Source organism: Acinetobacter sp. A2 (genome assembly GCF_048537555.1).
GTDB lineage: Bacteria > Pseudomonadota > Gammaproteobacteria > Pseudomonadales > Moraxellaceae > Acinetobacter.
Genome location: NZ_CP183239.1, coordinates 1,672,514 through 1,690,156, shown reverse-complemented (window position 1 = coordinate 1,690,156; position 17,643 = coordinate 1,672,514). Strand labels below are relative to the sequence as shown.

Annotated in this window: 21 protein-coding genes and 1 other annotated feature; of the genes, 15 read left to right on the top strand and 6 right to left on the bottom strand. The window is 42.2% G+C overall.

Annotation, left to right across the window (positions count from 1 at the left end; translation table 11 throughout):
• Positions 1-44: 44 nt before the first annotated feature.
• A complete protein-coding gene (locus ACNS8M_RS08020; RefSeq protein WP_419224700.1) occupies positions 45-347 on the bottom strand; it encodes a hypothetical protein in 303 nt (100 codons plus the stop codon).
• 75 nt (positions 348-422) lie between these two features.
• Between ACNS8M_RS08020 and ACNS8M_RS08015 the strand changes: the two genes are divergently transcribed.
• From ACNS8M_RS08015 to ACNS8M_RS07995, 5 genes are all read left to right on the top strand, one after another.
• Entirely contained in the window at positions 423-1,355 is a 933-nt protein-coding gene (locus tag ACNS8M_RS08015; protein WP_419224699.1) for an IS5-like element IS17 family transposase, read from the top strand.
• Positions 1,356-1,505: 150 nt separating this feature from the next.
• Positions 1,506-1,898 (top strand): hypothetical protein, encoded by a 393-nt coding sequence (locus ACNS8M_RS08010; RefSeq protein ID WP_180073145.1) that lies wholly within the window; start codon positions 1,506-1,508, stop codon positions 1,896-1,898.
• A 92-nt stretch (positions 1,899-1,990) separates the two neighbouring features.
• The gene (locus ACNS8M_RS08005) at positions 1,991-2,383 is read left to right on the top strand and encodes a hypothetical protein (RefSeq protein ID WP_286423178.1); all 393 of its coding nucleotides are present in this window, start codon (positions 1,991-1,993) and stop codon (positions 2,381-2,383) included.
• A gap of 52 nt (positions 2,384-2,435) precedes the next feature.
• Complete coding sequence (locus ACNS8M_RS08000; RefSeq protein WP_004973749.1) at positions 2,436-2,891, top strand: helix-turn-helix domain-containing protein; 456 nt, start codon at positions 2,436-2,438, stop codon at positions 2,889-2,891.
• Positions 2,881-3,447: an IS630 family transposase gene (locus ACNS8M_RS07995; protein WP_121533679.1), complete on the top strand. Its 567-nt coding sequence runs from the start codon at positions 2,881-2,883 to the stop codon at positions 3,445-3,447. The genes ACNS8M_RS08000 and ACNS8M_RS07995 overlap by 11 nt, the downstream gene beginning before the upstream one ends.
• Before the next feature lie 82 nt (positions 3,448-3,529).
• Here ACNS8M_RS07995 and ACNS8M_RS07990 read toward each other — a convergent pair.
• A protein-coding gene (locus ACNS8M_RS07990) for an IS3 family transposase (RefSeq protein WP_419224698.1) occupies positions 3,530-4,749 on the bottom strand; the annotation gives its coding sequence in 2 pieces (ribosomal slippage) (positions 3,530-4,473 and positions 4,473-4,749; 1,221 coding nt in all).
• Positions 4,358-4,474 (bottom strand) — a sequence feature (AL1L pseudoknot). (Overlaps the previous gene by 117 nt.)
• A gap of 338 nt (positions 4,750-5,087) precedes the next feature.
• On the opposite strand from ACNS8M_RS07990, the gene ACNS8M_RS07985 reads away from it, so the two are divergent.
• From ACNS8M_RS07985 to ACNS8M_RS07975, 3 genes are read left to right on the top strand one after another with little or no spacing between them, the layout of a single operon-like run.
• Complete coding sequence (locus tag ACNS8M_RS07985) at positions 5,088-6,320, top strand: efflux RND transporter periplasmic adaptor subunit (RefSeq protein WP_171502409.1); 1,233 nt, start codon at positions 5,088-5,090, stop codon at positions 6,318-6,320.
• Entirely contained in the window at positions 6,317-7,540 is a 1,224-nt protein-coding gene (locus tag ACNS8M_RS07980; protein WP_078194314.1) for an ABC transporter permease, read from the top strand. Before ACNS8M_RS07985 ends, ACNS8M_RS07980 begins: the two co-directional genes overlap by 4 nt.
• A complete protein-coding gene (locus ACNS8M_RS07975; RefSeq protein ID WP_286423393.1) occupies positions 7,533-8,237 on the top strand; it encodes an ABC transporter ATP-binding protein in 705 nt (234 codons plus the stop codon). The genes ACNS8M_RS07980 and ACNS8M_RS07975 overlap by 8 nt, the downstream gene beginning before the upstream one ends.
• Positions 8,238-8,260: 23 nt before the next feature.
• Here ACNS8M_RS07975 and ACNS8M_RS07970 read toward each other — a convergent pair whose 3' ends face one another.
• The gene (locus ACNS8M_RS07970) at positions 8,261-9,643 is read right to left on the bottom strand and encodes a heavy metal sensor histidine kinase (RefSeq protein WP_155756615.1); all 1,383 of its coding nucleotides are present in this window, start codon (positions 9,641-9,643) and stop codon (positions 8,261-8,263) included.
• The gene (locus ACNS8M_RS07965; protein WP_005177241.1) at positions 9,640-10,311 is read right to left on the bottom strand and encodes a heavy metal response regulator transcription factor; all 672 of its coding nucleotides are present in this window, start codon (positions 10,309-10,311) and stop codon (positions 9,640-9,642) included. Before ACNS8M_RS07965 ends, ACNS8M_RS07970 begins: the two co-directional genes overlap by 4 nt.
• 105 nt (positions 10,312-10,416) lie before the next feature.
• Between ACNS8M_RS07965 and ACNS8M_RS07960 the strand changes: the two genes are divergently transcribed.
• The 3 genes from ACNS8M_RS07960 to ACNS8M_RS07950 all read left to right on the top strand — a co-directional run bounded on the left by ACNS8M_RS07960 (position 10,417) and on the right by ACNS8M_RS07950 (position 11,730).
• Complete coding sequence (locus ACNS8M_RS07960; protein WP_171263817.1) at positions 10,417-10,905, top strand: GlcG/HbpS family heme-binding protein; 489 nt, start codon at positions 10,417-10,419, stop codon at positions 10,903-10,905.
• 10 nt (positions 10,906-10,915) lie between these two features.
• A complete protein-coding gene (gene uraH, locus ACNS8M_RS07955; protein WP_004981585.1) occupies positions 10,916-11,317 on the top strand; it encodes a hydroxyisourate hydrolase in 402 nt (133 codons plus the stop codon).
• A gap of 158 nt (positions 11,318-11,475) precedes the next feature.
• Positions 11,476-11,730: a TIGR03643 family protein gene (locus tag ACNS8M_RS07950; RefSeq protein WP_125281824.1), complete on the top strand. Its 255-nt coding sequence runs from the start codon at positions 11,476-11,478 to the stop codon at positions 11,728-11,730.
• Here the strand turns inward: ACNS8M_RS07950 and ACNS8M_RS07945 are convergent.
• Both ACNS8M_RS07945 and ACNS8M_RS07940 read right to left on the bottom strand, forming a co-directional pair.
• Positions 11,727-11,846, bottom strand: a complete 120-nt coding sequence (locus tag ACNS8M_RS07945) for a DUF2256 domain-containing protein (protein WP_236162469.1) — start codon at positions 11,844-11,846, stop codon at positions 11,727-11,729. The genes ACNS8M_RS07950 and ACNS8M_RS07945 overlap by 4 nt on opposite strands.
• 36 nt (positions 11,847-11,882) lie before the next feature.
• Positions 11,883-13,406 (bottom strand): cryptochrome/photolyase family protein, encoded by a 1,524-nt coding sequence (locus ACNS8M_RS07940; RefSeq protein ID WP_168397579.1) that lies wholly within the window; start codon positions 13,404-13,406, stop codon positions 11,883-11,885.
• Positions 13,407-13,803: 397 nt separating this feature from the next.
• Between ACNS8M_RS07940 and nudC the strand changes: the two genes are divergently transcribed.
• From nudC to ACNS8M_RS07920, 4 genes are all read left to right on the top strand, one after another.
• On the top strand, positions 13,804-14,571 hold the full coding sequence (gene nudC / locus ACNS8M_RS07935; protein WP_168397580.1) for an NAD(+) diphosphatase: 768 nt from the start codon (positions 13,804-13,806) through the stop codon (positions 14,569-14,571).
• Between the two features lie 120 nt (positions 14,572-14,691).
• Positions 14,692-15,240 carry a lipocalin family protein gene (locus ACNS8M_RS07930; RefSeq protein ID WP_168405431.1) on the top strand — a complete coding sequence of 183 codons (549 nt, stop codon included), beginning with the start codon at positions 14,692-14,694 and terminating at the stop codon, positions 15,238-15,240.
• A 136-nt stretch (positions 15,241-15,376) separates the two neighbouring features.
• On the top strand, positions 15,377-16,363 hold the full coding sequence (locus ACNS8M_RS07925; protein ID WP_168396084.1) for an acyl-CoA desaturase: 987 nt from the start codon (positions 15,377-15,379) through the stop codon (positions 16,361-16,363).
• On the top strand, positions 16,360-17,643 hold the full coding sequence (locus ACNS8M_RS07920; protein ID WP_419224697.1) for an NAD(P)/FAD-dependent oxidoreductase: 1,284 nt from the start codon (positions 16,360-16,362) through the stop codon (positions 17,641-17,643). The genes ACNS8M_RS07925 and ACNS8M_RS07920 overlap by 4 nt, the downstream gene beginning before the upstream one ends.

Below are 17,643 nucleotides of genomic sequence, written 5' to 3'. Positions count from 1 at the left end.
TATACTTTCGCAAGAGATCTAATATATATTATAAAAATTTAGCTTCAAATTGATTTGCAAAACTCATAATCAAGATTAGAAAACACCTGTCTATTACGTTTATATTCACCTGTATGTTCATATTGAAGTACACCATTAGCATCATATTCTTCATGATGTATAATTGCAGAATCTTGTTTGCTACAATTAAGTTGTACTTGTTCATATTGAAATCTAGTGGCTTCACTATTATTTTTTACAGACATTACATAATAGTCATAAGCATCAGGATATTTTTGATTTACTTTTACAGAATTTGGTTTCTTAAAAACATAATAAGCTATTACTTTAGGGGTATTGCCATCCATAAATTTATCGTAATTTGAATAGGCTTTGTTGCACAAACCTATCTGTAAAGGCTTTTTCAGCGATATAATTTTCAAATGAAGAAGCCTACACACAAAATCTACCGCACAACCAATTGGCCCGCATATAACCGAGCACTCATGAGTCGCGGAAATATTGCCATTTGGTTTGATCCTGCTACGCAATGGTATGCTCCATCAAAAGGCAAACAAGGGCGAAATCAAACCTACTCCGACGCAGCTATCCAATGCTGCTTAATGATTAAATCCTTATTCCATCTATCTTTACGTATGGTCACTGGCTTTGTGCAAAGTCTGATTAAACTTTGCGGATTAAATTGGACCGCACCAGATTACAGTACGCTTTGTAGAAGACAAAAGCATATTGATATTGCAATCAACTACCAAAAAAGTAGCGATGGGCTGCATCTACTCGTAGACTCTACAGGCATGAAGTTTCTAGGTGAGGGCGAATGGAAACGCAAGAAACATGGAGCTGAATATCGTCGCCAATGGCGTAAACTACATATTGGTATAGATGCCAAAACCCTACAAATACGCGCTATTCAGCTCACAACCAATAATGTCAGTGATTCACAGGTGCTTGGTGATTTACTTAATCAGATTCCACAAGATGAGCAGATTGACTCTGTTTATACCGATGGAGCTTATGACACCAAGCAATGCCGTCAGGTCATTGCAGATCGGCAAGCACATGCGGTGATTCCACCTAGAAAAAATGCGAAACCATGGAAAGATACAAAGAGTAGCTCGCTAGAGCGAAATGAATTACTTCGAACAGTTAAACGTTTAGGCAGGACATTATGGAAAAAATGGTCAGGCTATCATCGCCGCAGTTTGGTGGAAACCAAGATGCATTGCATCAAATTATTAGGCGATAAATTAATGGCAAGAAGCTTTCCTAGTCAGGTGAATGAAATTCATGCACGTGTAGCAGTCCTCAACCGATTTACGGAATTAGGTCGACCACTTACCCAAGTTACGCCTTAAATTTGGCTCAATTAGGGGCGCTTTGCATTTCAAATCTTTGTGCAACAAAGCCCTGTAAAAGTATGGGATATAGTGGAAAAAATGGATGTAAACCTTAAATGAGTTTAATAACGAAAAACATATATTTAATTAAACAGTGATGAATGGCTAATGATTAATGGTGCAGGTTTTTTTTCTTTATTATTTTTACTTATCCCTTTAAATTTTTTAATAAGTAAAAAAATATTAAAGAAAAGAAAAATTTTTTTTAATGTGATTTTATTGTTGAATTTATTTTTTACTGTTTATTGCTTATTACTTATTTTTTATTTTTTTGGCTTAGTGATAGAGGAGCAAGATTATAATATAGTTCATGATTTTTATTTAAATTATGATTTAATTTTGATTTTTATTTCAGGGGGAGTGCAAGTATTAATTATGCATATGATTTTTAAATTTTTCTTTAAAGATGAATATTTAAAAAATTTCATTACTTTTTTAATGCTTTATTCTGCACCTGTAATTTTAATGATTTTAATTAAAATGTATATAGATTATGTCTGATCGAAAATGAAATTTTTTGTTACACAAAAGAAGATCTATTCAAGATTATTTATAATACACCCACAGGAAAAAGACCAGATCCATCAACTTATTTGAGTCCTGCTTATATTAAGGACTGGAATGATTCTTGGAGTGAGGGGGCAATTCGATTTGCTTCGAAATCACAAGTTGAAAAATATGGAACCATTGGTTCGAATGAAGCCTTCGTGATTCCAAAGACTGTATTTGATAATTTATTAAAAGAGTCTAATGGAAATTTAGCTTACATTGAAAAAAAATTAAGCTTGTCAGATGGTTATCTTTCATCTAATTCAACTGGAGCATATTTGATTAAGCAGCAGGATGGATTTGAAGTTAAACTTCCTACAGGAAATGAAGGTGGTGCAAACGTTCAATGGCTTCCAGGAGGTAAAACTTTAAATGGAACTAGGGAAGGAATTTTGGATCTAAAAAATAGCGGTCTTAAATTTGAGGAAGTAAGTTGACAGAAATAACTAATCATGCGAAAAAGTTTTTTTAGTTAACAGATGTTCACACATGCCTCGAATTGTTTCTGTACCACTTAGTTTAGAACAGCGAGAACGACTCATTTTTCTGGCCAAGCATGCAAAACATTGGCGTGAAAGACAACGTGCCCAAACTATTCTCTGGCTTTCTGAAGGTAAAAGTGTTGCGGAAGTTGCCACTCTACAAGAACGTATCCCAGAAACCATAAGGCTACAACGCCGACGTTGGGAATTGTATGAGTTTGAATCGATTAAAGAAGGTCATCGCTCAGGTCGGCCCAATACATTGATCTCAGACTATCAGGCAAAAATCCTAGATTGGGTCAATACAAGTCCACTCAATGCAGAACAAATCCGAGTCAAACTACATGAAGAATACGAAGTGTCCGTGTCTGTTGAAACCATTCGTAAGTTTTTACGTGATTCAGGTATGGTCTTCAAGCGTACCCGTCATAGCTTGAAAAAAAAGAGATCCGATTGCATTTGAACAAGCAACACAGCAGATTGAAAAATTACGAGAGCAAGCGGCACGTGGTGAAATTATATTAGGTTATGTTGATGAAACAGGGTTTTCATCTACACCTGATAACCGCTATGCGTGGACAAAGATAGGTGATGTTCATGCGGTTGATGCAATAAGATTAAAACGAGTTAATGTCATGGGGTGTTTGCTTTCAACGGGGAAACTGGTGACAAGTTGTTTACAAGAGTCAGTTACAAGCACTTGGTTTTATGCCTATTTAACTGGAATAGCTCAACAAGTAAAACAGACTTATAACCTTCCATTGGTTCTTATTGTTGATAATGCCTCGATTCATAGAAGTAAAAAGATGGCTGATTACAGAGAGCTACTTAAAAGTAACTTTTCGACGAATTTGTATTTTATTCCAGCTTATAGCCCTGAGTTAAATCGAATCGAGATGGTATGGAAGCAGATGAAATATTATTGGCGAGATTTTCAAGTCATGACAGCTGATAAAATAGAGCAATGGGTGGAGAGAGTATCAAACCAATTCGGAAAAGAATACATGTTTACTTTTTAATGACAGCTTAATGCATCATTCCTGTTTTTAACAGTTTAAGGAAATGACACAGTTTTTTGAACACTACCCTTTTTTATTTAAGTTAGGCCACCTGACCTAACGGGTTAATCTTATCATAGTACATTGCTTCATAATCAAAAGGCGATACATAACCCAGTGCACGGTGTACACGTTTTTTATTGAACCAATCTACCCAGTTGAGTGTCGCAAGTTGTACATCCGCTAAACCTTGCCAATCTGCTTTTAAATATTCAATCACCTCTGTTTTGTATAAGCCATTCACCGTTTCAGCCAAAGCATTATCGTATGAATCACCCGTTGTACCGACTGATGCTCGTAAATTTGCTGCTTCTAAACGATTGGTATAGCGAATAGAAAGATATTGAACACCTCTATCTGAATGATGAATTACATTCTTTGGCATGCCTCGATCGTGCAATGCTTGCTCCAATGCATCGAGCACCGTATCTGTATTCATCCGTGTAGATACTTTCCATCCAACAATTGCTCGTGAGAACACATCAATAATAAATGCGGTGTAGACCCAGCCAGAATTGGTTTGAATATACGTAAAGTCACTGACCCATAATTGGTCAGGTCGATCAGCACTAAAATTCCGTTTCACTAAATTACCTGCCCGTTTTTGATCATCTCGGCTACGGGTAGTTTGTTTGTTCTTACCACGCCAAACACCTTGTATATCTAGCTTTTGCATCAATCGAGCAACTGTACAACGTGCAATAACATAACCCTCACGTTTCAATTGTTGCCAAACTTTACGTACACCATATCGACCTGAACTTTCTTTCCAAATTCGTTGAATTTGTTCAGCATGATGCTCATCATGTAGATCTCGTTTCGCTCGATGTTCTGGATTGTCAGCGAGATCTAAAGTTCGGTAATAGGTTGAAGCTGCGATCGGTAAAATCCTACAAATCGCATCAACACCATATAAGTCTTTATTGTTATGGATGAAATCCACCATTATTTGTGTGGGCGGTCGAGCTCCGCCTGGGCGAAAAAAGCGGCTGCTTTACGTAGAATTTCATTCGCACGTTGCAGTTCTTTATTTTCGCGTTCGAGTTGTTTGATACGTTCTTGGTCTGAAAGCTGCTGTACTTTAACTGGATTTTGTTTATCTAAATATTTTTGATACCAAACACGTAGTGTTTCAGGAGTACAGCCAATCTTAGGAGCTATTGCTGTGATTGCAGCCCAATTCGATGGATAATCTTTTTCGGATTCAATCAATAATTGAACCGCTCTTTCTCTGATTTCAGGGGTATATTTTGGTTTTGTCATTGGAACATTCTCTCAAGAAAGTTGGTCTCCGACAAACCCGGTACGGTTCAATAAAAACTTTTCTTGATGAAAGTCAAATCTATGAATTCATACTATAAGCCTTAATTTAGTCCCCACTTAAAAACAAGTGGGGACTAAATTTATGACTACAAATAATCAGACATTCATCGCATATCTTGTGAAAAAACGAAGACCTCACACCCAAGTTGTTACTTAAATTTGAATATATTAGGGGGAAATTAGCTGTTGAATCTTTATGCAACAAAGCCATTTTCATATATATTTAACTAAGAATTAATTATTCGATTAAAAAACTTTCTTTTAATCTGGCTTGGAGAATGGAATTGCTTGTTACCCACTATAAGCCTTGGATCATGATCATACTACTGGTTTTAGCTGTCAGTTTTGCTACATATCGCTGGTGGCAAGGACCATTGCTGCCTAGTTATGAAGTCGTATCTAGTCCATTGATTCAAACAGTTGTCGCTTCAGGACGGGTAGAGAAAGTATCTCGGACTCAGATTGGTAGTGAAATTACAGGGGTTGTTCTTGAGCGATTGGTTCAAGAGGGAGATCGGGTCTCTCGAGGGGATATTCTTTTAGTACTGAAATCTGATGAAATTTCAGCGCAAGTGCGGCAGGCAGAAGCTGAATTAAAAGAACTCGAAACCACTAGACGCCCGCAAGCAGAAGTTGATTTAGCGAATGCCAAAGTACAATTAGAACAGGCTCAAAGAGAGGCGTTACGCAGACGAAATACCGAATCAGGAATATTATCAGCAGAGGAAAGGGAGAAATCGATAGAGGCAGAAAGACTCGCCCGTAATAATTTGGAATCAGCTCGATTAAAAGTTGCTTCACTTGCCCCAAATAAAGTTGAAGAGACAAAATTACGCGAACGACTCGCTGCACTACAAGCGCAACTTGCCAAGACCAAAATTCGTGCAGAAGTTTCAGGTATTATTTTAACGCGTAATGTTGAGCCAGGGGATCTGGTACAACCGAGTCAGACTCTCTTCACTATTGCACTGGATGGTGCGACTGAAATACGAGTGCCATTTGATGAACGAAATTTACCACTGCTGGCTTTACAACAAAAAGCCGCAGTGATTGCAGATGCCTATCCAAATCAATCTTTTCCTGCCCATATTAATTTTATTGCTCCAAGTATTGATGCTCAACGTGGCACAGTAGACGTCCGATTAACAGTTGATCCAGTCCCAGGTTTTCTGCGTCAAGACATGACGGTATCGGTAAATGTTGAAACCAACAAGCGCGAGCGAACCTTGGTCATTCCAAATGATGCTTTAAGCAGTATAAGTGGCAACAAGGCTATGGTTATTTTAGTAAGAGATAGAAAAATTCAACGTCATCCTATCACACTGGGTTTACGTGGTTTGGTTATGTCTGAAGTTGTAGCTGGAGTGAAAGAAGGTGATCACGTCCTTACCGATGCAGAATCAGTGCTTAAAGATGGAACTCGTGTCCGAATAGAGAAAACTAAACGTGTTTTCCAGAGTCAAACGGATCAGAAAAATAGCAAAAATGAATTACCGGTGAAATTCGATTGAAAAACTTTTTTAGGCGACTTTGGACCGAGTGGACCATCGCAATCAGTTTTTTGCGAGAGGGTCGCACACAGTCGATGATGATTACCATTGGCGTCGCGGTGGGGGTAGCGGTCATTGTGTTCATTAGCGCCTTAATTCAGGGTTTACAATCGAATATTGTAGAAAGGACTTTAGGGACACAAGCGCATATTCGTTTGCTCTCACCAGATGAGGTGAATCATATTGTGCCACCAGCAGCAGGAACACTTCAGTTGTTACTAGAAGATCAGCGTGCACAACGCTTACGTTCTATTAATAATTGGCAGCAGATTACTGGGACTTTAGATCATTTACCGGTGTTGACTGCGGTTTCTCCTGTGGTCTCTGGTCCTGCATTTGTACAGCGCGGAGATGCAATTCAATCTGTTGCATTGGTTGGTATCAACCTTGAACGTTATCAACAGATTATTCCGTTGAAGCAATATATGGTGAGTGGTGAATTACGGGTCAGTGCGGATAATGTATTAATTGGGCGTCAATTAGCCAAAGATTTGGGTGTGCAAGTCGGGAGCAAATTAAGATTAGATACTGGGCAACAGAAAAATGCAGTGGTGAATATCTCTGGAATATTTGAACTGGGCGTGCGTGAATTGGATGCGCGCTATGTCTATCTGGATTTGAAACAGGCGCAATCTTTACTTAATTTGCCTGGTGGGGTCACAGTGATTGATCTGACGATCCAAGATATTTTTCAGGCGGAGCAAATTGCCTCACAAGTTGGACGCCTGGCTGGATTAAAAGCAGAAAGCTGGATTGAAACCAATGCTCAATTAATGAATGCGATTACCGCTCAAAGTCTTTCGACCAACATGATTATTGTTTTTGTAGGGATTTCAGTCGCTTTTGGAATTGCCAGTGTGATGTCGGTGAGTGTGGTGCAACGGACTCGGGAAATCGGTATTTTACGTGCAACTGGGGCTACACAAACGCAAATTTTAAGAGTTTTCTTATTTCAGGGAGCAATTTTTGGTCTGCTTGGTTCGATGCTTGGTAGTGTTGTCAGTTATTGTCTAATTTGGGGATTTAATCAGTTTGGTCCTGGCTTGTTTTATATTTCGATTTCAATCAAGCTTATCTTGTCAGCATTATTCTTGGCGACTTTAACGGGAGTTTTGGCTGCTGCAATACCATCCCGTCGGGCTGCTGCACTCGATCCTGTGGAGGCAATTCGTCATGTCTGATTCATCTGAGGAAGTACTACGTTTAGAAGCATTGCGAAAGTCCTATAATGTTGGGCAACCTAATGAAGTGGAGGTATTACATGGAATTGACCTGTGTATTCAACGGAATGACTTTGCTGCATTAATTGGTCCTTCTGGTTCAGGCAAAAGTACTTTACTGAATATTCTTGGCTTATTAGATCAGCCTAGCTGTGGTGAGTTGTACTTGTTGGGTCAGGCAACAAGTCGTATGGATGATAGGGCTCGGACAGCATTACGTGGCAACAGTATAGGTTTTGTGTTTCAATTCCATCATCTTATACAGGCCTTTACTGCCTTAAATAATGTGCTTATGCCATTAATGCTGAAGCAAGGTAAGCCAGATCAATCTGCGTTGCAATATGCCCATGAATTATTGGCCGCTGTAGGGTTAGATAAGTTCGCTGACCGTAAACCCAATGAGCTTTCTGGAGGGCAACAGCAACGCATAGCGATTGCACGTGCACTGATTACTCAGCCTGCACTATTGTTGGCCGATGAACCGACAGGTAATCTTGATACTCAAACTGCTGCGGAAATGTTTGAATTATTTCGTAAAGTTCATCGCGAACATGGCTGTGCAGTATTATTGGTGACTCATGATCCTAGATTATCGGCAACCTGTGATCGAACCATTAATTTGGTGGATGGGAGAATTCAGAGTGATTCCAAAAAATGATATAAGCTCAGTGTGGATGTGAATCACGTATCTGGGAAAAGCAGTTCAAAGCATATACCTTCTGCGCTATTAATCGCCTGATACATCCCTTGATGAAGCGTCATAATAGATGCCACAATGGATAGTCCCAAACCACCTGTTTGATGATAACTTTGTCTACTGGAACTGCATTGATAAAATCGCTCAAAGATATGCGGCAAATGTTCCGGGGCAATTTCTAAACCACTGGTCACGACCGATAGCGCAATCATAGGCAGTTTGTTGATGATCTTTCGATAGCTATGCACATAAATAGTCCGGTGCTTGCCGCCATGAATCAGGGCATTGGAGAGCAGATTATACAGAGCTTGTTGTAACTGTTCTGGATCTGCCAATAGCTCAGTTGCCTCAAGCTTTAAAACAAAATTGCAGTGTTGTTCTTCGGCTTGATACTCAAAAATGCTGAAGATATTTTCTATAAAGGATTGAAGTTGGATTTTTTGTCTGTTTAAGCAAACCTTCTGCGCATCTGCACGTGCCAGAAATAACATGCTGTCAATCATTCTTTTTAAGCGTTGATAGTCCTCTAGGTTGGAAATCAGCACTTCCTGATATTGTACGGGACTGCGTTCACTCATGAGTAAAATTTCGGTTTGTCCTATTAAATTATTCAATGGTGTTCTAAATTCATGCGCAATGTCTTCTGAAAAACGATTCAGCTGGCTATATCCCAGCTCAATACGGTCGAGCATGGCATTGATATCGGAGGCTAGTTGTGCAATCTCTTGAGGGGGATAGGGCAGATTGAGTCGCTGTTCAAGTTGCTGAATATTTATCGCATGGGTTTGTTCTCGCAGGGTTCTTAATACTTTTAATCCCAGATGGCTAGCAATAGCACAAAGGATGAAAATCGCCAAGATACCTGTGAAAACATAAATGACAAGGCTCTTTTGAAAAGGTGCAATGATGCCTAAACGTTCAGACCACTGTTTGCCTGCAATTAACAGATACGGCTGGCGATTAATTTGAATAGTTTTCCAGGCAATGCGGGTGGGATAAGCATGCGCCGATAAATCTTGGAATTGAATTTGGGGCTGATGGGTAAATTCAGGTAGAGGAATGCCAAGAGGATTAATGCTGATCAGCGCCTGATCACCCTGAATCAATAAAAACAAATTATCCTGATTTCCCAACATGTTTTGATACAGCTTCGGGCGAGCGATAATCTGTTCAATATTGCTACTGTCTTGTAGTAATATTTCCAGTCGCTCAATTCGCTCAATCAAAGCCCTATCTTGCTGAGCAATTAAAATCTGGTTGATACCCAGATAGGTCATAAATGCTACACCGCACAAGACCATTGCAGCACACCCTGTAACCAAGAGTGTTAATCGGAGTTCTAGCGAACGAATCGGTTTCAACATTATTTCTCTGCCGAAATTTTATAGCCCAAACCGCGAACAGTATGAATTAACTTTATATCATGTCCCTCATCAATTTTACTACGTAAACGCCTTACCGCTACATCAATAAAATTGGTATCGGTATCAAAATTGATCTGCCAGACTTCAGAAGCTATTTGCCTGCGCGTAATAATTTCATTCGGATGGCGCAGCAGAAAGCGCAAAAGGTTGAATTCTTTTCTACTGAGTTCTATCGACTGCTCGTTACGCCAGACTTTATGATGGATCAAATCCAATTTCAGATTGGCAATTTCTAATTGGTTTTCCTGTGCATACTGCTGGCGCCTAAGTAGACTTTTAATTCGGGCCAGTAATTCAATATAAGAAAAAGGCTTGGCCAGATAATCATCGGCGCCCAGTTCCAAACCTTTGACCCGATCAATCACCTGATCTTTTGCTGTAAGAAAAATGACCGGAATTTGGGAAAATTGTCGCAAGACTTTCAGGACTGCCCAGCCATCAATATCGGGCAACATTACATCTAATATGACTAGGCTATATGCATGCATCTTTAACTTTTCCAAACCTTCTAGTCCTGAATGGACGCATTGTGCCTCATAGCCAGATTCATTTAACCCTTTAACCAGATATGAGGCGATCTTCGCTTCATCTTCGATAATTAGAATACACATTTTGTTCAGACTCATTTTAAAGATGACAACTTTGTAATGTGATTGTCATCCTTCAAATCATTCAGGTTGTATAAGATTTTTAAAACTTAATTCAGGGCAATCATGATGAACAAACTCAAAGGGCTTATTGCAACAGTAATGCTGATGAGTAGCAGTACTTTTGCACAATCCGTTCAATTCAATCAAGTTTATTCACTTGATTCTCAGTCAGCACGAACTCTTACGGATGCTGCGGTGACTGCGTGTCAAAAAATACAGCACAATATCGCTGTGGTGGTGGTGGATCGGGGCGGAAATACGTTAATGGCAAACAGGCATGAAACTGTCGGACCGCATAATTTGGGCGCAGCTGAAAAGAAAGCCTATACCGCCTTATCGACCAAAACGGCGACTATGTTGTTAAGTCAAAATGCCAATGAAAACAAGGATGCAAAAAATTTAACCACCTTATCTAATCTACTGCTGTTGGGTGGCGGCCTACCTGTGAGTTATGAAAATCAGGTGGTCGGTGCCATTGGCGTTGCCGGAGCAGGGGGTGCAAAAAATGACCATTACTGCGCTGAAACAGCTGTTAAGTCTATTTTCAATCCTTAAGGAATTCATCATGTTTAAAAAATTATTGCCACTTTCAACACTATTGTTGACCTCAATGACTTTCGCACAAACTAACCCTTTAAGTGTGCATGTGTTGAATCTAGAAAATGGTCTACCCTCAGCTCAAGTCGAAGTGGTACTCGAAAAAAGTACTGGGAATAAATGGGTGAAGTTAAATCAGCAATATACTGGTCCTAATGGCCGTATTACTGGATTGTTTCCTGAAAATCAGAAGCTTGAAGCCGGTATTTATAAAGTTACTTTTAAAACTGAGGACTGGTTTAAAAAAAATAAGCAAGATACTTTCTTTCCTGAAGTTCCTGTAATTTTTAAGGTAGATGGAAGTGTCAGCCATTATCATATTCCTCTACTTTTAAGTCCTTATGGATATTCGACTTATAGAGGTAACTAAGACTTAACAGGGCTAGTTTAACTAGCCCTTTTATTCGTGCTGAGTCCGTAAACTAGAGAAAAATCACAAAAAATTCATGATCGTATTATTATGCTTTTAATCAGTTCAAACTTGATAAAGCTTATTGACGCTTCATGATGATTAAAAACGAGAATGGTATGAATCAATTTTCTGAAAAAGACTTATCTAGAATTATAGAAATGGCTTGGGAAGATCGAACCCCTTTTGAAGCTATTTTATGTGAGTATGGTTTAAATGAAGCCGCGGTGATCCGCTTGATGCGGCAAAATATGAAACTCAGTAGCTTTAAAATGTGGCGTGCACGCATGACTGGTCGAAAAACCAAACATCTGCAGCTGCGTTCACCCGAAGTGATACGGGCCTATTGTTCACGGCAATACAAGCGTTTCTAAGCGTTTGATTTTGACCGCTGTCTGGACTCACGTTTACATCGTTCAGAACAGTATCTGACTTCCTCCCAGCAGCGTTGCCATTTTTTGCGCCAAGTAAAAGGACGCAAACAGTGCATACAGATTTTTTCAGGAAAATGCTGTTTTTTCATCGTTTATAACTCATTGATCCGGCTAAGAAGCTGCTGGGCATGGCTGATGATTTGCTGCCGATCTTTCAGTTTGTCCAGCTGCCGATAGATCATACCCATACGTGGATGCGTACGGAATGTCACCTCATGCCGGCTCATAAAATACCAGTACAGGCTGTTGAACGGACAGCTGTCTGGCTCGGTACGGGTTTTGACATTGTAGCTGCAGTGCTTGCAGTAATCCGACATCTTATGGATGTAATTACCCGAAGCGGCATAGGGTTTACTAGCCATCAAGCCGCCATCGGCATGCATCACCATGCCCAGCGTATTCGGCAGTTCCACCCATGCATAGGCATCGGCATAGACTGCCAGATACCACTCACTGATCTGCTGTGGGTCTACACCAGTTAATAAAGCAAAATTACCAGTCACCATCAAACGCTGGATATGATGCGCAAAGGCATGCTGAAAGGTATTGCGGAAACACTCCGCCATACAGTTCATCCGGGTACGGCCAGTCCAGTAAAATTGCGGCAGCAGCGCTGAGTCCTGTAGTGCATTGCGGCTGGCATATTCCGGCATGTACAGCCAGTAAATTCCGCGGACATATTCGCGCCAGCCGAGAATCTGCCGGATAAAACCTTCGACTGCATTTAACGGTGCATGACCGGCATGGTAGGCCGCTTCTGCGGCATCACAGACTTCTCTGGGCAGCAGCAGGCCGCAGTTCAGATAAGGCGAGAGCAGGCTGTGAAACAGTGTGTCTGCTCCCTGCACCATAGCATCCTGATAATCGCCAAAATGCGGCAAACTGTGATCAATAAAATGGTGCAGTGCACGCAGGGCATTGTTGTGCGTGGTGGCCCAGCGGAAATCGTCAAGGCTACCGGGGTGATGGGAAAACTCGCGTTCAACCAGTTCCAGTACATCCAGATCAATCTGATCGCGTTCAAAGTGCAGTGGCGCGGTCAATGGTGGACTGCCTGACCAGGCCTTGCGATTGGCACTGTCATAGTTCCACTGTTGTCCAAGCGGCTGCTGTCCCTGCATCAAGTAGCCGGTCTGCTTGCGCATTTCCCGATAAAAATATTCCATACGGAGTGTCTGGTAACGGCTGGCCCAGTGCCGGAACTGCTCTGGACTGCAGAAAAAACGCTCGTCATTCAGACACTGTATCGGCAGTTGCAGATGCTGGCTCCACTGCTGTTCAATCTGCTGCTGCAAGCGGTATTCTCCGCATTGGGTCATGACCAGTTCTGTGACGGGGAACAGCTGTTGCTGTGCCTGCACAAAATCCAGCAGGCTACGAATCGGACTGCCGGATTGAAAAGCATGATAACGTACACGCCAGCCTTCTGCTTTGAGTTCTTTAGCAAAATGACGCATGGCGCTAAAAATCAGGGCAATTTTCTGCGGATGATGGGCGACATAAGTGGCTTCCTCAACCACTTCGGCCATCAGGATCACATCCCGGGTACGGTCCAGTGCTTTGAGCGTAGCAAGCTGATGATGAAGCTGGTCACCCAGAATTAAACCGAAACGCATAGCCACTCCAGACCTGATCAAAGATAGCGAAGTGTAAATCTAGGCAGTTCAATTTTTTGTGAAAATAAAAATCACCCCACATGTTGAGCCAATTCAACTCGGCTAAATGATCGTCTTGGATTACATACATTGCACAGAAATTATGCTTGCTGCAATAACAAACCGTTCATCTCTATAACGCTAAGCCAGTTGATGAAACTTACTTTTCATGATTTCTGAGTTCATAATTGATGTGAAAATTATGTGATTTTAATCAAAAAGATACAAATTATTATGGTTGTAATTCAGGCAACGTGCGCCTAGTATCTTCCGTGAAGTTACTCCATGTAAGCTTCCTTAGTTTTGTCCCATACACCACCAGTATGGGATTTTTTTTAATCAGGGAATTCTCACGAGCATGCATTCAAAAGCGTATATTTTTAGACAGCAGCAATTGCTGGTGGATGATCATTTCCAGTTGCCGCAAGTGGAAAGACTGCAGCACGACCTGAACCTGTCGGAAAATGGCCAGGTCATTGCACGCGATCTAAAAGAAGATGAAATAGTGCCCGAAGGTTATCAGCTGGTTCCGATCCGGCAGCTGGTGCAAGTCTGGAACAGACCACAATTTGAACAGGCCAGTCGTGCAGTACAGTTACTGGAATGGCGCCGTAACCACCGCTTTTGCAGTAAATGCGGCCATGCCACCCAGCAACATGCCAGCCAGTATGCCATGGTCTGTCCATCCTGTGGCTATAACCAGTATCCACGGGTGAATCCCTGTGTGATTACCATCATTACCCGGGGCAAAGATGAAATTTTACTGGCAAAAAATGCCCGCAATAAAACCCAGATGTACAGTCTGATTGCTGGATTTGTCGAAGTGGGCGAAACCTTGGAGGAGGCAGTACGCCGTGAAACGCTAGAAGAAGTGGGGCTACAGATCAAAAATATTCAATATCTGGCCAGCCAGCCGTGGCCGTTTCCCAGCAATCTGATGATGGCCTTCAAGGCAGAATATCATACAGGGGACATTCAAATTCAGGAAAATGAACTGAGCGATGCGCAGTTTTTCAAATTTGATCAGTTACCCGAAATTCCGTTCAAGGGCAGTATTGCCTATGCCATGATTCAGCATGTGATGCATGGTACCCCTGTGGCAGATGACAGCAAAGAATGGCTTTAACCCGGAAACCAGTCTAGGACTTTTTTAGCAGCACGCCTCCTGAATCACATCATTTCGTCTTCACGCTTTGTTCACATGCTGTTGAGTTATCTTAAGCCTAAAATCAAACAAGGCTAAAAAATGAAGATGCTATTCAAGTCTGTTTTGGCAGCGACAACGCTGGCGATAATCAGCTTAAGCTTTACTACGCAAGCTGAAACGGTTCCACCTCAGGCAGTCGATCAGGTAGATATCCAACGGTATGCGGGCAAGTGGTATGAAATTGCGCATCTACCGATGTATTTTCAGCGTAAATGCGTATCGAATATCTCGGCACAATACACTGTCAATGCCGATCAGACTATGGGCGTATTAAATAGCTGCCGGATTGAAAATGGTGAAATGATCAGCTCTGAAGGGGTGGCCTATCCGCAAAATCAGGGCAACAGCAAACTAAAGGTCAGCTTTTTGCCGCCAGGTTTAAGATGGATTCCGTTTACCAGAGGGCATTACTGGGTATTACGCGTGGATCCGGAATATAAAGTGGCACTGGTCGGTGGACCGAGTACCAAATACCTGTGGATTTTATCGCGTGAACCGCAACTGGATGAAGCCATCTATAAGTCTTATCTGGAGACAGCAAAATATTATGGTTATGACGTGACAAAACTTATCAAATTGCCACATTAGTCTGTTACCCTTTTGCCGAACTCATTAGTCTCTCTACAGTTCGGCTTTTTTTTATTTCACTTCACATAAAATTCATATCTGACTGATTAGACTCATCAAATGGAATAAAGACAGTCGCTTGAAATAGGAAGAGTCCATGTTGAAAAGTCTGATGCGATGGATAGACAGCTGGTCTACACCCACAGCGCCCAAAACCCTGACTGCTGAAAATAGTAAAATTCAGTGGTTCAGAATTTTACCCTTTATTCTACTGCATCTGGCCTGTCTGGCAGTATTCTGGGTGGGGGTATCGTGGTTTGCACTGGGTTTCATGCTCGCATTCTACCTAATCCGCATGTTTTCCATTACGGCCTTTTTTCATCGCTATCTGTCACATAAAACTTTTCAGACTTCGCGTCCGGTGCAATTCCTGTTTGTGTTAATTGGAACTATGAGTGCACAGCGTGGTCCGCTATGGTGGGCGGCCCATCACCGTTATCACCACCGCTATACCGATACACTACAAGATCCACACTCCTCAACACATGGTTTTTGGTACAGCCATGTCGGCTGGTTTTTAAATGAATATAATTTTGCCACGCGTAAAGAAGTGATCAAGGACTGGCTGAAATATCCGGAACTGATCTGGCTGGACCGCTTCAGTTTAATTGTGGTGCTGCTGACCGCGGGCGGGATTTATGCGCTAGGGGAGTGGCTGGCCATCACCTGGCCGCAACTTAGTACCTCCGGCCTGCAATTGCTGGTCTGGGGATTTGTGGTCTCCACTGTGTTATTGCTCCATGCCACTTTGTGTATTAACTCACTGGCGCATCATTACGGCAGCCGGGATTTTGATACGGACGATCACAGCCGCAACAACTTATTCTTGTCCATCATTACCTTGGGCGAAGGCTGGCACAACAATCACCATTATTATGCCGGCAGTACCCGGCAGGGTTTTTACTGGTGGCAGATTGATGTGACCTATTACTTGCTGAAACTCATGTCCTGGCTGGGACTGGTCTGGGGCCTCAAGCCCATTCCGGCACGGATTTATGAAGCCAGTAAAATCGCTCAGGCTCGAAAACATAAAAAAGCTGCTACTGCCGACACTCACACGATTCAATCGAAGGAATCACCATGAAAATTGCAATTATTGGTTCAGGTATTTCCGGTCTGTACGCTGCCTGGAAACTCAGCAAAGTGCATGAAGTCACAGTCTTTGAAAAGAATAACTACTTTGGTGGTCATACCGATACCCATCAGCTGAATATCGAGGGTGAACAGGTTGCGGTGGATAGTGGCTTTATTGTGTTTAATGAGCATAACTATCCGCTGTTTTGCTCGATGCTAAAAGAACTAGGGATTCAATCGCAAAGCAGTGACATGGGCTTTTCGGTGAATAATCAGGTCAGTGGCTTACAGTATAATCCTTCAAAAAAATTCTCGCTGTTGTTCCGACCTCAAAACTTTCTTAATACTGATTTTCGCGCGATGTTGTCGGATCTGTTCCGTTTCTATGCAGCCAATAAAGATCTGGATGTGGAACAGGTCGATACACAGCTCAGTATTGATGATTATTTAAATCAACATGGTTATAGCGATGCCTTTCGTCAGGAACATCTCTATCCGATGTGTGGGGCGCTATGGTCCTGCCCGGTCGAGCAAGCTGGACAGATTCCGTATAAGTTTGTGGTGAGCTTTTTCCAGCACCATCGCATGTTGCAGCTGAAAGACCGGCCATTATGGCTCACGGTCAAGGGGGGATCAGCTCGCTACGTTCGCGCCATTCAAGCCCAGGCGAATATCACCTTCCGCAAAACGGGTGTTCTGCATGTATCCCGGAGTGCCAATGATGTGCTGGTTGAAACGACACAGGGCAGCGAACGTTTTGACTGGGTTGTATTTGCCAGCCATGCTGATGACAGCCTGGAACTGCTGAAAGACCCGACCGCGCAGGAGCTGGACGTGCTAGGCAAGTTCCGCTATCAGGATAACCGCATGGTGGTACATTCCGATACCTCTATCATGCCCAAATCCCGTCGCCAGTGGGCCAGCTGGCATGTACACGTCACGCCGACTCAGGCCACTGAACAGACGCCATTCCAGCACAGTGGCACACATTATGGCTTTAGCTACTGGATGAACCAGTTGCAGAACCTGAACTGTAAAACCCAAGTCTTTGCCACCCTGAATCCTAATTTTGCCCTGAATCCGAAAAAAGTCTGGGTAGAACGACATTACCGTCATCCAGTGTTTGATGCCCCGGCGATTGAAGCACAGCAACGCTGGGTCGAGGTCAACGGCCAAAACCGCACTTCATACTGTGGTGCTTACTGGGGCTGGGGCTTTCATGAGGATGGGGCGCGTAGCGCATCATGGGTAGTCGATCAGCTATTGAAACAGGCCGAACAGGCCGCCTAG